Source organism: Chryseotalea sp. (assembly GCF_057350905.1).
The window spans coordinates 226,889-239,811 of sequence record NZ_JBMRCF010000008.1; the positions used below are offsets into that span (position 1 = coordinate 226,889).

The window sequence follows — 12,923 nt, forward strand, 5'->3', positions numbered from 1 at the left end:
GCATTCAGCGGCCTGACGGATTTTCTATATTTATCTGGTTGCTTTTAGATGCTTCAATTATAAACCCGATCGTCAACCTTATTTCATTTTCATACCAAAAAAGAATCGCATTACCTTGAATGGACGAATCAGTAAGAGGTAAAAGCTTATACAACTTACTAAGGTTAGGAAGCAGATACTCCAGTATTTTCCAGCGATGCTCCAATCCAGTTGACAGATGTAATAACCTATCCAGATAATTACAGTCTGATGAAGAATATAAAAAGGATAAAGCCCCTCGTTAATCCTGGCGAGCCAGGGGTGTGGTCTGTTTAAATAATGCTGCCCATAGGCAATGATTGTAATTACTGTAAACCAGCTCAGGAAAATACCAGTAACATCAAAAATGATTTCTACTGTTCTGTCTGTCCAGGGTAGTTGATAGATCTCCCGAAAATGAAAGTAAGTACCATAAAAAGGAATGAGGATAAGTAATGCGGCTACCAGCAAATACTTTCTGCTCGCTCCAATGGCTGCCCATATATGCTGATTTGAATAACAGAGCATACCGAATAAAAAGAAAGCTCCATAAAATACCATGTATCCTAGGTCTTTCAGGTCATGTGTTTCCTCAGGGAAATAAGGGCGGAGTATAATTTGAGTAATCAATATTAAAATGCCAGGAACGAATAAAATACCAGCAGGACTTGATAATAATATATACAAGCGTTCTTTAAATTGTTGGGATTTGGCCGATCTAAGAAAAACCAGTAAGGGTATTGTTACCAGTGAATAAATCAAAAGATACACAACAAACCAGAGGTGGTGCCAGCTGAAGCTTCCATTGGGATATGGAACGAAGTTGAATACCGTTTTATAGAAATCCCAATAATTAACATAGTCCTTAATATGCTCGAAATAAATCTGGGGTGGCACCACTACAAACATACCAAAGATAACCGGCACCAATAAACGTTTAATGCGCTCGACCGCAAACATGCGTGCAGTACGTTTGCCCATCGCCAGGTAGGTACTGGCTCCGGCAATAAAGAGTAACAGTGGCATGCGCCAGAAATGAGACCAAATCATCCAATACCTGAAACTTCCGCTCAATTCGTTGTTCTTCACATGCCAGTCCCACGGGTTAAACCACATGCCGGTATGAAAAAAAAGCAAAATAAAGATGGCAATAAAGCGCAGCCAATCGAGGTCATATCTGCGCGTACTTGTAAGACTTTCTGCGTTCATAAAATTTCTTTTGACAAAGAAAGATGTGCCGGAAGCCAGATTAAGACTGTTTTTATAGTCTAGAAGGTCGATTTTATAAAGTCGAACGCCTTCTAAGTGTATATTTGAGTTATGAGCTCATCTATACTTGCCGCCACCCTGGCGGATATACCTGAAATCAACGCACTCGTAAATGGTGCTTATCGTGGCGATAGCGGCCGGCAAGGCTGGACTACGGAGGCTGACCTTATTGATGGCACACGGATTGACGAAACTATTCTTACCAATCTCATTAACAGAGAGGACACTTCGGTGCTACTTTATAGAGAAGATAAAAAACTGCTCGGCTGTGTGGAACTGAGAAAAGAAGGCTATAAATTATATCTGGGTATGCTGTCAGTAAGTCCATTAAGTCAAAACAAGGGTATTGGCAAAAAACTGATGACGGCCGCAGAAGCATATGCACAGGAAAAAAGATGTGCTTCTATTTTTATGACGGTCATTTCTGTTCGTGAAGAACTATTGAACTGGTACCAACGTCATGGCTATGTGTTAACTGGAGAAAGTAAACCCTTTATTGTGCCTGACGAGCGCTGGGGTAAGCCCAAATCGAAACTTGAATTTTTAGTCTTAGAGAAGAAACTTACAAATAAATAACTACTAAATAATTTTATGAGAATACGTCTGATCCTGTTTCTAAACCTATGTCTGGTGCTATGCGTTGCGGCACAGAATAGCGACTTACCAGAAGACTTTCTGAGTAAAGAATGGCACAAAACACGCAGAGAAAAATTACGTGAGAAGCTGCCCGCCAATTCAGTAGCTGTTTTCTTTGCCAATGCTGTACGAAATCGTAGTAATGATGTTGACTATGTATATCATCAGGATCCTGACTTCTACTATTTAAGTGGTTATAAAGAACCGGATGCTGTATTACTTATTTTTAAAGACAAACAGACATCAAGCAATGGAAAACAGTATGACGAAATTATTTTTGTTCAGCCCAGAAGTGAACAAGCCGAGATGTGGACTGGCCGGAGGCTGGGCGATGAAGGCACAAAAGTAAAGCTGGGTTTCGAAAATGCTTTCAATAATAAAGAGTTTAAGAAATATAATGTTGACTTCAGCAAATTCAGTGAAGTACTCTTCTTCGATTTCAAAAACGATGTTCGCGACAACCCAAGAGACTCTTCCGATTTATATAGCTTAATTGAGCAATTTAAAATGAAGACTAACTATCCTTCAAAAGATAAATTAGTTGTTAAAACAGAGCCTGTAAAAAATAATCTTAATACAAAAGCACTTGATGGTATTATGGCCAGTTTGCGCGGTATTAAAACCACAGAAGAGTTAGAAATGATCAGAAAGGCTGTGAGCATTTCCTGCATGGGGCAACGCGAGGTAATGAAGGCCATGAAGCCTGGTATGTCAGAGCGTGAAATTCAGGGTATACATGAATTTGTATTTAAAAAATATCAGGCTGAAGATTTGGGCTACCCAAGTATTGTAGGAGCAGGCCACAACGGCTGCATTCTTCATTATATAGATAACTATAAACCCAACATTACCAGTAAGGAATTAATTCTGATGGATCTTGGTGCAGAGTACAGAGGTTATACAGCCGACATTACACGTACCATTCCGGTTAACGGAAAATTTTCTCCAGAGCAAAAGCAAATTTATGAATTAGTATTAGCAGCACAGGAAGAAGCCATGAAAGTGACTAAAGCAGGTGCCACTTTTCAGGAATTAACCTTGGCTACGCGTAAAGTCATTAATAAGGGTCTTGCCGATTTAGGTATTATTAAAAGTGAAGATGAAAGACATCTCTACTATCCGCATGGTTGCTGTCATCACATCGGACTTGATGTGCATGACAATGGCGAATACGATATGCTTCGCGAGAATATGGTAATTACAATTGAGCCCGGTATTTATATTCCGGAGAATGCTAATTGCGACAAACGTTGGTGGGGAATTGCCGTTCGCATTGAAGATGACTATTTAATTACGAAAGATGGCTACGAGCACTTGTCAATTTCTGCTCCACGTAAAGCAGATGAGGTGGAGGCATTGATGAAACAACCTAGTGCATTAGATGACTTCGTACTTCCTCCAATCGAAAAAATAATTGAGAAAAAGCAATAGATTAAGAAAATCTGGTTGTGCGTTTGTACAACCAGATTTTTTCTACAATACAGGTCGTGGGTTTAAAACAATAAATTCGTTGAAGGCATAAAATAAATTATCGTCTGCTATTGAGCGATCATGATTTATGTTCGCAGCTCTCCAATCTTTTATTGCCATTTTCAGAACAATTGCCAGGCGATAATCTTCTTCACGTTCTTTTTCAAAAAGCATGGCTACCTCTTTATTTATCTCTTCCCGGGGTTCGTTAAAGAAATGATCTTCGTTGTGCGTGTGACTTTCGAAAAGCACGAGTAATTGTTCAATCTGTACTAGTAGGTTTTATCCAGCCTCCTTATTGGTGAAATCCGTCTGTTGAAGCTTTAAAGCCGTATCGTATAAAAAAGTTCTTAAGGCTTTATGCACTTTATTAAAAGAATTGTAACGCATATCGTTTTTGGTTAGTTGCTGTTGAACCGAAGCATGTGTTACTGCAATCTTTGTAATAAGGAGAGAAATCTCTGTTAAACGGAGTAGTTATTGACCGACCAATAGTTTCAGCACCTGAACCTTATCGACTGTTGCAATTCTAACAAGATAAAGACCGGGTTGGTGGAGTTGATAATCATCACCATCAGCAGCCAATCGCTCACAAACGGTTTTGCCTTTGCTATCCACTATTGTTATTTGCGCAGCTTTACTGTCAGGCGGGAGAGCTAACTTAAAGCTCCCATCAGCACTTGGGTTAGGATATACATGCATGCCTATTTTTTCTTCATCATCAATATCTGTAATCAATGTAGCGATGAAGTTAAGATTTTCGATATCTGCTGCGAGCGGATTGATCACTATTGAAGCAGGTGTGAAAGTGTAACCAACTGCCTGTGGTGTAACTGTACCTTGCCAATTAACAGGAAGCGTAATATTGAAAAAACCATTAGCATTTGTAATCACATTTTCAGGAAAGCCCATGAGTTGAACTTCCGCCAGTGGCTGGTTATTCTCAACTATAGTACCACTTACCTGATGGTATTCAACAGGATCTTCAGCAATACTTGCTACAAACAATATGTCAACTGAATCTTTTTGCAGATTTGTGATACTGATGCTTGCGGGGGTAAAAGTAAAACCTTCAGCTATGGGTGTGATCGTACCTGACCAGCCCGGTTGTATTTGCGCCACAAACTTTCTGTCTTCACGCATTCTTACTGTTTCAGGAAAACCTTGTAAATCCACCACGATTGGTTCATTGTGTTGAATAAGAAATTCGCCTTGAATTAATAAAGTGCCTGCATTACGTGCTGTAAACTGATAGGCATAAATGCTGGTAGTGACTGGTGGTATTTGTTTTTTTGCTGGGCTAATATCCATGCCTTCTGCTACAACTTGAATTTCGCCAGACCAGCGATGCGATACTGCGGCAACAAAAACACCGTATTGGTTAGTATGTAAAATTTCTTCAAAGCCTCTTATCTCCGCATTAACAATAGGAAAGCCATTAACATCATTTACAAAGCCCCATACTGCATGTTTACCAATATAGGTTCCTACAAAATCCTGATCCGTTTTATTCTCTGCAATATTCTCAAGTACTAAGGTCTGAGGTTCAAATGTGTGCTGACCATATTGCGGGCGTATACTTCCTGAAAAATTCTTGGGCAGTTTAATTGAATAGTTTCCTTCCATATTGCTATAGCATTGATATAGCTCACTGTGTAGTGTCGCCATCAATGGCTTACCAAGATCATCGGTAATTTTACCTGAAACGTAAACCGGATCCAGCATACTTCTGTTGGTACCATAAATTCTTTCATCTAAAAACTGCGACATGAAGATTCTCCCATAAGAAGTCTCATAAAAAGTTTGATTTTCATACAGCAATGTCTGACTTATGCCCAGGCCAGTATTAAATTTTATCCACGTTGCTCCTTTGTCTGTTGAAACATAGGAACCTCCGTTTGATACAGAAGCAGAAATAGAGCTATACCATTCACCATTCGCGGCAAAGTGTATAGAATTGAGTATGCCGGTTAACCACCAAGTATTTGAAGCACCTGCCCGGATTAATCCCCAGGGTGATTGTTGAACAAGATCGTCACGGTGTTTAACCATATTAAGCGTAACAGCAAAGTTGGTTACTACACCAGACAGACTGAAGATAACTGAATCATCTGGTGTAATACTGATGCCATAGACATTGCTTGTTTTAACGGTGCCTAAATTTTCTGCTTCTAAACTTATTTTTTGCCAACTTAAGCCTTTGTTATCTGATATAAATAATCCCCCACTACCGTTAACATTCTCATCGCCTAAACCCAGGTAAATGCGGTCATATGCATCCACCGCAATCTGTTCGCAATACAATGCACTATTATTCAGGCCCTGATTGCGTGCTGTCCATCCTGTCAAATCCCCATTATTATAAAAAATTCCATCACCCACGTAACCATCTAAGGTGCTTACGCCTGTAATGAAAAAAAATTCTCCAGTACTGATCTCTGCAATTTTAGAAAGCGGATAGTCAGTATCAACCTTAACTGAATCCCAGTCTTGGCCTTTGTTGTATGAATAGTATATTTTCCCTTCACCCCCCGCCAGTACTTTTCCAGATTTGGATGCATGCACTGAATAAATGGTGCCTGATTTAAGTGATCTATTCCAGGTAAATCCGGCATCACCAGTCCTCCACACACCATTACTTGTTCCTGTAAAAAGAATAGAATCCTCCAATCCTGCAAAAGCAGTTTTTACGTTACCTGGAAAAGCGGGAATGATTAACCAATTGTCTTGCGAAAAGGCTACTGTGTTTAGCGCTATGAGTAACAACGAGCCAGCTACTCGAAAAGACGAAAAAAAGAAGCGGGGCATGCTTTGTATATTTCTTTAAAGGCAATTGATTATGAATCTCCTAAACAAAGCTTACACGATCGGCTTGTCACTTTTGTTGCCCAATATTTAGCCTCAAAAAATAATGTCTCTGTTTTGCATCCTTTTCATAAGGACTACGTTCAGGTAAGGTTAATTTATTCAATCGTTATTTTACGCTATTTCTAAATTCAGAAGGTGTCGTGCCCGTAATTCGTTTGAAGGCAGTGTTGAAGGATGATTTCGCATTATACCCTACCTGCTCGGCAATCTCTTCTATTTTTAAATGTGCTTGTTCTTTTAAAAGCTTTTTAGCCTCCTCAATTCTGTATTCAGCTACCCACTCAAAGAAATTCTTATTAAAGCTTTCATTAATCACTTGTGACACATGATGCACATTTGACTTACATAATTGCGCCAGTACAGGCAAACTAAAACTCATTTGCAAATATGGTTTTTGCTCATTCATAACCTGCTTCAATAAAGCAGTAAGTTGTATTACCACCTCGGGCTCCATACTCGATCCCTTGTATTTTTTATCTTCCGTTATTGGTATTTGACGAAAGAAATGCGAATGTTTTATAACTAAAAAACTTGTTACATAAACCAATACTGCCCCATATGCTGCAGACAAGTGATCACCCGTATCATTCTTATTGAAAATTTTAACCAGCACGATAGAAATAGCCAGTGTAAAAATCTGGAATACTCCATCACGCATCACGCGTAAGGTATAGGTTTCGGGTTTCCAGAAGTTGTTATTCTTTTCTTTAAAAGATTTTATTATTTCTATACCTGATAACAACACATAGAACAGAAAACTTATGAGTACCAGACCTGTATGCCATTCGGTTAATTTAAACATCCACGGATCGTAGGATAAATTCCAATCCAGCAAAGGCATGCCTGGGTGATAAGCCACCATCCAGGCATTATACTTAACATCGTTAGGTGCAATTAGAAATGGTATAAGTGCCAGTGTGTAAATAAGAGGAAATAGCACATGTAAAAAAATAACTTTTCGCGGTACACTACCATATTTCAAAGCCAAAACAAATAAGTAGAAGAATGGCCCCAGCAGTAAAGCCATGGGTTCAGAGAAATCTACCAGAAATAAAACATGTTTGATATAACCGCTGTACATCAAAAAAACCTCGAGCAGGCAACACGCTACTGATAATAGAAAAAAGCCCTGGAATAAATTAAAAGCCTGACGTCTGTTTTCCTTAGAGAAAAAGAAAACCGAAAGAAATAAGGCCTGTACAATGCCTAGAAAAATGAAGATGGCGAATAAATCAATGCGGTATGGCATGGCTGCTAAGATAACACTTAGGCAGATAGTTTATCGTGCTGATAAATGGGGAGCGTAAAAAAGAAAGTGGTTCCTTTCCCCTCAGCCGATTCGAACCAGATACGCCCGCCACTTTTCTCAATAAATTCTCGGCAAAGCATTAGCCCCAAACCTGTTCCCTTCTCCGCCTCCGTACCTTGTGTAGAGATTGTGCCCAGGGTAAAGAGCTTATCGCGGTTTTCTTCCGGAATACCTGTGCCATTATCCGCTACAGAAAAGATAACCTCCTTTTCGGAGGCTTCTGTTGCGCGTAAACTTATAATTCCACCAGCATCTGTGAATTTAATAGCATTGGTGAGCAAGTTCCTCAACACCGATCTCATCATATTTAAATCAGTATGTACCTGCAATAAATTCTGGAGTTCCATAGTGAGTTGAATTTGTTTCTTCTCTAACTCTGGTTCCAGCAAGCGAATAGTTTCTCTGGCAAGTTCTGATAAGTCCACAGGTTTTGGCTGAAAGACAGTACCTTTTAACTGCAGCGTTGCCCATTGCAAAAGATTTTCTACAAACTCTGTTGTCTCATTAAAGCGCACTTCAAGTGAGGCTGATATTTTCTTAAACTCTTCCTGGCTTACCTTACCTGACTTTACTAATGCCAATGCTAATTGCAAAGAACCCAGCGGCCCCTTGATATCGTGAGATACCACAGAGAATAATTTATCCTTCACACGGTTTACTTCCTCCAGTCTTTCGCTCTTCTGCTGAATTTCTTCCGTTCTGCTTTGTACCTCTTTCTCCAGTCTTTCGTTCTCCAATTCCTTGGCTGACTTATACTCTCGTTCCAAAAGATTAATACGATCGCCAAGGGCAAATGAAATGAAAAGCATTTGCAAAATAAATCCAATCATTAAACCGCTATAGTTTGTACTGAAATAACCTGGCACTATACCCAAGTTGCTTAGCGTAAAAAGCACAGTGGCTAATAAAATAGCAAACCAGGCAATCAAATAGAAACGGGCTGGTCTGTACTTTTTATGAAGACAATAGGCAGCACTTATTAACTCGACAATACAATGGATGATTATAAAAATATGATGTACGCCATAAGACAACTGCCTGAAGAATATAACCATGAGCAAAGCCGCAAAAAGGTTTGTTATCATGATACTCAGCAAGAGATTATCAAGGTTACGACTTATCCGCCTCAGGTTAAGAAAGGCTCTTGTTAAAATGGTTGTAGCTGTTACCAGCGCAGGTCCGCTAAACATAGCAAACCAATCATTTAGAAAAGGTTTTTCTGGATAGAGGTAAAGAAAACCGTAACCCTGAAAAAGTGAAACAATGTTGGCCATAGTGATTAGCGCAATGGCATAATAAAGTGCCAGTCTGTCGCGGGTAGACAAATACAAAAAGAATTGATACAGCATCATGATAAGCACGGCACCAAAGAATAGCCCATTAATCATTTGCATATGAAAGGCACTGGTGAAAAAATCATCACGAGACCATAGCAGAATGGGTACCTGAACCGAAGAAATCGTTTTTACCCGTAAGTAGAATGTTGCTTCATGTTCTGGCTGAAGTGAAAACTCGAAGGTGGGGTGACGGTGTTCAATATCCCGGGAAGAAATGGGCAGCATGTCTCCTGCTGTTTTCTTGAGCCACCTGCCATCACGCTCAAAGAAAAAATCAATGGAATCAATGACTGAGTACGCTACTTCAAGCAGAAACTGATCTTTATCTGTTGAGTTGCTTACTGTAAGTTTAAACCAATGAACGTTCCTGTTAAAACCAAAATTGGGAGCCTCTGCCACAGGAATAGGCGTGAAGGTCTTTGTTCTGATATTATCAAAAGAAATTGCATTGGTGCTGTCAACGAGATACAATAAGTTTCCCTTCACCTCTAACTGACCTGATTCCGGCAGTGCAAGGTGTTGTGCTTTAAGGGCACTACCTAGACAGAGTGCGATTAACAGATTTATGCAACGCATTCAAAAAATTATCGCTTCACTTGTTGAGCAAACTCTTTAGCAAAATACGTTAAGATTATATCGGCACCGGCACGTTTCATGCTCAAGAGTGTCTCCTTCATTACACGATCACCATCCAGCCAGCCTCTCTGTGCAGCTGCCTTTACCATGGCATATTCGCCACTTACATTATAGGCAGCTATAGGCAGATTAAAATTTTGTTTAAGTAATTGTATGATATCCAGGTAAGCGAGTGCAGGCTTTACCATTAAAAAATCAGCACCTTCAATAAAATCAAGCTCCGCCTCAATTAAGGCTTCGTTCTTATTGGCCGGATTCATCTGATATGTTTTTTTATCACCAAATTTTGGCGCTGAATCCAATGCGTCTCTGAATGGGTTGTAAAAAGCACTTGCATACTTTGCTGTGTAGCTCATGATGGACACATCGGTAAAGCCATGATCATCTAGCACTTCGCGGATGTAACCCACTCTTCCATCCATCATGTCTGACGGACCGATGATGTCGATACCCGTTTCTGCCTGGGCCACTGCCATCTTCCCTAAAATCTCCAGTGTTTCATCATTAAGAATTTTTCCATCTTTCACCAAGCCATCATGACCATCGCTGCTGTACGGATCCATGGCTACATCCGTCATGATGCAGGCTTCCGGAAATTGCTTTTTTATTTCGCGCAGGGCTCGTAAATAAAAAAAATCAGGGTCATAGCTTTTTGTAGCCGTCTTATCTTTCAGCGAATCTTCAACAGCGGGAAATACATCGAATGCTTTAATCCCTAGTTTCAAGCATTCTTCAATTTCCTTCAATAGTAAATCCAGCGAGTATCTGTAGATACCCGGCATGGAGGCTACTTCTATTTTTTTATTAACACCATCAATCAGAAATAAGGGAAACAGCAGGTCATCCGTTGTAACTTTAGTTTCTTCTACCAAATCACGAATCGCTGCACTCTTTCTGTTTCTACGTGGTCTGCTTTGTAAAAAATCTGATTGAACGGACATATATCAGTTAATTAATCTGAAGTTCAGTGATTTCTTTATTGTTATAATACACTTTGGCTTTAGGCAAATAACATTCCATATTTTGATAGCTGATGGTTACGTTTTTGCCTATTAACTTTTTGGGATCATCAACAAATTCATCCGAACCAGGAAAGTAACGCAACCAGATTAATTTATGTTCTTTCCCGCCTTCTTCTTTAATATTTATATACAAAAAATCGCCAGTTTCAATGGATTTTACTTTTCCTGTTATAGACAGTGCTTCTACTTCTTCATCATCTATAAAAGCGCGAAAAAGATCAGGGCAAATAGGCGCCATCTGTAAACCCACTTTTTCTCCAAGCTTCTCCATTGCCTCACCATCCGTCATTTCAAGCTCCAGGTTGTTGCGCTGTGCACTTTCAATCATGCAAAGTCCCAAGGCCATCTCTACCTCTTTGCGCTTGCTCAGATCGATATTGCGTTTAGTTACACATTCACAAGTTTCTTTTGCTATAATTTTGTAGACGTCATCCTGGCTTTGAGCTGAGGTTACATATACAAACAGGCAAAAAAAGATAGGGGCAAAAATCTTTTTCATGGGGCATGGTTATGAAACAAAAGTAAGAAAAGATTTCCCCTTTCTAGGCACATGCCGGCAGCCACCATGAATTAATCTTTAAGAAATTCCAGTATATCACCGGGTTGGCAATCCAGTTCCTTGCAAATAGCTTCCAGGGTTGAGAAGCGTATGGCTTTTGCTTTACCTGTCTTTAAAATAGAGAGGTTAGCTAGTGACAAATCTATTTTCTCAGCCAGTTCTTTCGATTGCATTTTGCGCTTAGCAAGCATAACATCGAGGTTTACAATGATTGGCATATCACTAAATAGTTAAGTCTTGTTCTTCTTTTATTTGAAGTCCTTGTTTAAAGACTTCTACCAGTATAAGTACAATTAAGCCTGCCGCTATCCATGAAGATGCCAAAGAACCTTGCCCAACATTTAAACCCACCCAGTATCCGGCAGCGTAAAAGGAGCTTCCAGAATCAACAATTGAATGGGTGAAGTGCTCGTCAATAACATAATACTTCATCCAATCACCAATCCAATGAAGTGGCTCAATCAATAAAAGAAGAATACCCACCAAGCGTAATTCCCGGATTGTTTTCGCAGAAAACGGATTCTTGATTTGTAAGGATATCACTATGCGTCTTATCACGATTATTATCAAACCTGTATAAAGCATTTGAAAGATGGTCATCCCCAAAAACAATGTGCGTAATACCGGACTAGAAGTATTAAAGCTTATTGCTACATCTGTTGCCACTAACGATGGCGCTATGATAGAAGGGTTGTTTGATGAAATGAGAGACAATTCCTGACTGAGTGGATAGTTTCGTCTGGCATCGAGGCCAAGAAAAAAATGTGTGCTGTCGAGTTTACCAAATAAGTAAAGACAAAGGATTACGATACCACCAACTGCATATAGAAAGAGGGAAATATTGATAATCCACAGCAAGATTTTATAACTGAGTGTTTTCATATCATAAGATTTATGACACGAATTAAAGTAAATATTTATTGATAATCAATAAATATTTATCAAAAATCAATCTTCTTGATCGTGGCTGTCTATAATGTGTTGACTAATAAGCTGATACAGCTCAGCAATTTGTTCATCTTCCTGAAGCAAGGCCATGTGCCTGTCGAGGGTTTCCAGATCGCCCCTTACAGCTGGTCCGGTCTGCGCGGCCTCCGGACCAATGGCCAATGATTTATTAATCGTCTCACTCACCAGTGGCTTAAGCCATTCGTAAGGAAGCTCACTTACATCCATAATCGATTTAGAAATGGTGAGCATGTGATTAGTAAAGTTTGAAGCGAAGACAGCGGCTACATGCAAGGCCATTCTTTTAGAGGAGTCTATCGCTAACACTTTTTTACTAATGGCTTTACCCATTTTTAACAAACGCTTCTCTACATCCTGATTCATACATTCGATGAACAGGGGTATCTCTGCAAAATCAACTTTCTTCTGTTTGCTAAATGTTTGTAAAGGGTAAAATACACCGGTGTTTAAAGTAGCCGCTGTAGATAAAATGAGTAAGGGCTGACTGCCCGATGTGTGCACGAGGATAGCATTATCGGGGAGTATAATTTCCTGCAGCACTTCTTGTAATGCATCATCGGTAACTGCTAAAATAAAGATGGTCGCATCACTATCAGAAAAATCCAGGTCATCTTTTACTTCGGCCTGATATAATTTATTAACCAATGCCAGGGCATTTTTTTTAGAGCGGCTATATACCTCACGTACAGCGTAACCCGCATTGTCTAAAGCCGGGGCCAGATGCCAGGCCAGATTGCCCGCGCCAACAAAAGAAACTGAAGTAGTTGATTGCATGGCTTAAAAATACAATTTCAGTAACAAATTGCACTACACAATCGATTGCTTGTTAT

12 protein-coding genes are annotated in these 12,923 nt (G+C 39.7%); 2 read left to right on the top strand and 10 right to left on the bottom strand.

The features are described 5' to 3' along the window. Positions 1 to 78: 78 nt before the first annotated feature. The gene (locus ACO1XM_RS09375; protein ID WP_486228196.1) at positions 79 to 1,227 is read right to left on the bottom strand and encodes an acyltransferase family protein; all 1,149 of its coding nucleotides are present in this window, start codon (positions 1,225 to 1,227) and stop codon (positions 79 to 81) included. Positions 1,228 to 1,338: 111 nt separating this feature from the next. On the opposite strand from ACO1XM_RS09375, the gene ACO1XM_RS09380 reads away from it, so the two are divergent. Both ACO1XM_RS09380 and ACO1XM_RS09385 read left to right on the top strand, forming a co-directional pair. Next, positions 1,339 to 1,863, top strand: coding sequence for a GNAT family N-acetyltransferase (locus ACO1XM_RS09380; protein ID WP_486228198.1), 525 nt, complete (start codon positions 1,339 to 1,341; stop codon positions 1,861 to 1,863). A 15-nt stretch (positions 1,864 to 1,878) separates the two neighbouring features. Continuing rightward, on the top strand, positions 1,879 to 3,354 hold the full coding sequence (locus ACO1XM_RS09385) for an aminopeptidase P family protein (protein WP_486228200.1): 1,476 nt from the start codon (positions 1,879 to 1,881) through the stop codon (positions 3,352 to 3,354). Between the two features lie 42 nt (positions 3,355 to 3,396). Here the strand turns inward: ACO1XM_RS09385 and ACO1XM_RS09390 are convergent, their stop codons facing one another. The 9 genes from ACO1XM_RS09390 to ACO1XM_RS09430 form a co-directional block, all read right to left on the bottom strand. Then, positions 3,397 to 3,645 carry a hypothetical protein gene (locus ACO1XM_RS09390; protein WP_486228202.1) on the bottom strand — a complete coding sequence of 83 codons (249 nt, stop codon included), beginning with the start codon at positions 3,643 to 3,645 and terminating at the stop codon, positions 3,397 to 3,399. Positions 3,646 to 3,870: 225 nt separating this feature from the next. Next, entirely contained in the window at positions 3,871 to 6,201 is a 2,331-nt protein-coding gene (locus ACO1XM_RS09395) for a T9SS type A sorting domain-containing protein (protein ID WP_486228204.1), read from the bottom strand. Between the two features lie 166 nt (positions 6,202 to 6,367). Beyond that, positions 6,368 to 7,510: a helix-turn-helix domain-containing protein gene (locus ACO1XM_RS09400; protein WP_486228206.1), complete on the bottom strand. Its 1,143-nt coding sequence runs from the start codon at positions 7,508 to 7,510 to the stop codon at positions 6,368 to 6,370. A 17-nt stretch (positions 7,511 to 7,527) separates the two neighbouring features. Beyond that, the gene (locus ACO1XM_RS09405) at positions 7,528 to 9,483 is read right to left on the bottom strand and encodes a sensor histidine kinase (protein ID WP_486228208.1); all 1,956 of its coding nucleotides are present in this window, start codon (positions 9,481 to 9,483) and stop codon (positions 7,528 to 7,530) included. 8 nt (positions 9,484 to 9,491) lie between these two features. Then, positions 9,492 to 10,484 (bottom strand): porphobilinogen synthase, encoded by a 993-nt coding sequence (gene hemB / locus ACO1XM_RS09410; RefSeq protein WP_486228210.1) that lies wholly within the window; start codon positions 10,482 to 10,484, stop codon positions 9,492 to 9,494. 7 nt (positions 10,485 to 10,491) lie between these two features. After that, on the bottom strand, positions 10,492 to 11,064 hold the full coding sequence (locus ACO1XM_RS09415; protein WP_486228212.1) for a hypothetical protein: 573 nt from the start codon (positions 11,062 to 11,064) through the stop codon (positions 10,492 to 10,494). A 71-nt stretch (positions 11,065 to 11,135) separates the two neighbouring features. Then, positions 11,136 to 11,342: a helix-turn-helix domain-containing protein gene (locus ACO1XM_RS09420; RefSeq protein ID WP_486228214.1), complete on the bottom strand. Its 207-nt coding sequence runs from the start codon at positions 11,340 to 11,342 to the stop codon at positions 11,136 to 11,138. Positions 11,343 to 11,346: 4 nt separating this feature from the next. Next, the gene (locus tag ACO1XM_RS09425) at positions 11,347 to 12,006 is read right to left on the bottom strand and encodes a DUF2975 domain-containing protein (protein WP_486228216.1); all 660 of its coding nucleotides are present in this window, start codon (positions 12,004 to 12,006) and stop codon (positions 11,347 to 11,349) included. A 66-nt stretch (positions 12,007 to 12,072) separates the two neighbouring features. Further along, positions 12,073 to 12,867: a Rossmann-like and DUF2520 domain-containing protein gene (locus tag ACO1XM_RS09430; RefSeq protein WP_486228218.1), complete on the bottom strand. Its 795-nt coding sequence runs from the start codon at positions 12,865 to 12,867 to the stop codon at positions 12,073 to 12,075. Between the last annotated feature and the right edge of the window lie 56 nt (positions 12,868 to 12,923).

Bases quoted from the DNA above. Each gene is read 5' to 3' on its own strand.
- ACO1XM_RS09375 (WP_486228196.1), bottom strand. From the start codon at position 1,227: ATGAACGCAGAAAGTCTTACAAGTACGCGCAGATATGACCTCGATTGG.
- ACO1XM_RS09380 (WP_486228198.1), top strand. From the start codon at position 1,339: ATGAGCTCATCTATACTTGCCGCCACCCTGGCGGATATACCTGAAATC.
- ACO1XM_RS09385 (WP_486228200.1), top strand. From the start codon at position 1,879: ATGAGAATACGTCTGATCCTGTTTCTAAACCTATGTCTGGTGCTATGC.
- ACO1XM_RS09395 (WP_486228204.1), bottom strand. From the start codon at position 6,201: ATGCCCCGCTTCTTTTTTTCGTCTTTTCGAGTAGCTGGCTCGTTGTTA.
- ACO1XM_RS09400 (WP_486228206.1), bottom strand. From the start codon at position 7,510: ATGCCATACCGCATTGATTTATTCGCCATCTTCATTTTTCTAGGCATT.
- ACO1XM_RS09405 (WP_486228208.1), bottom strand. From the start codon at position 9,483: ATGCGTTGCATAAATCTGTTAATCGCACTCTGTCTAGGTAGTGCCCTT.
- hemB (WP_486228210.1), bottom strand. From the start codon at position 10,484: ATGTCCGTTCAATCAGATTTTTTACAAAGCAGACCACGTAGAAACAGA.
- ACO1XM_RS09415 (WP_486228212.1), bottom strand. From the start codon at position 11,064: ATGAAAAAGATTTTTGCCCCTATCTTTTTTTGCCTGTTTGTATATGTA.
- ACO1XM_RS09420 (WP_486228214.1), bottom strand. From the start codon at position 11,342: ATGCCAATCATTGTAAACCTCGATGTTATGCTTGCTAAGCGCAAAATG.
- ACO1XM_RS09425 (WP_486228216.1), bottom strand. From the start codon at position 12,006: ATGAAAACACTCAGTTATAAAATCTTGCTGTGGATTATCAATATTTCC.
- ACO1XM_RS09430 (WP_486228218.1), bottom strand. From the start codon at position 12,867: ATGCAATCAACTACTTCAGTTTCTTTTGTTGGCGCGGGCAATCTGGCC.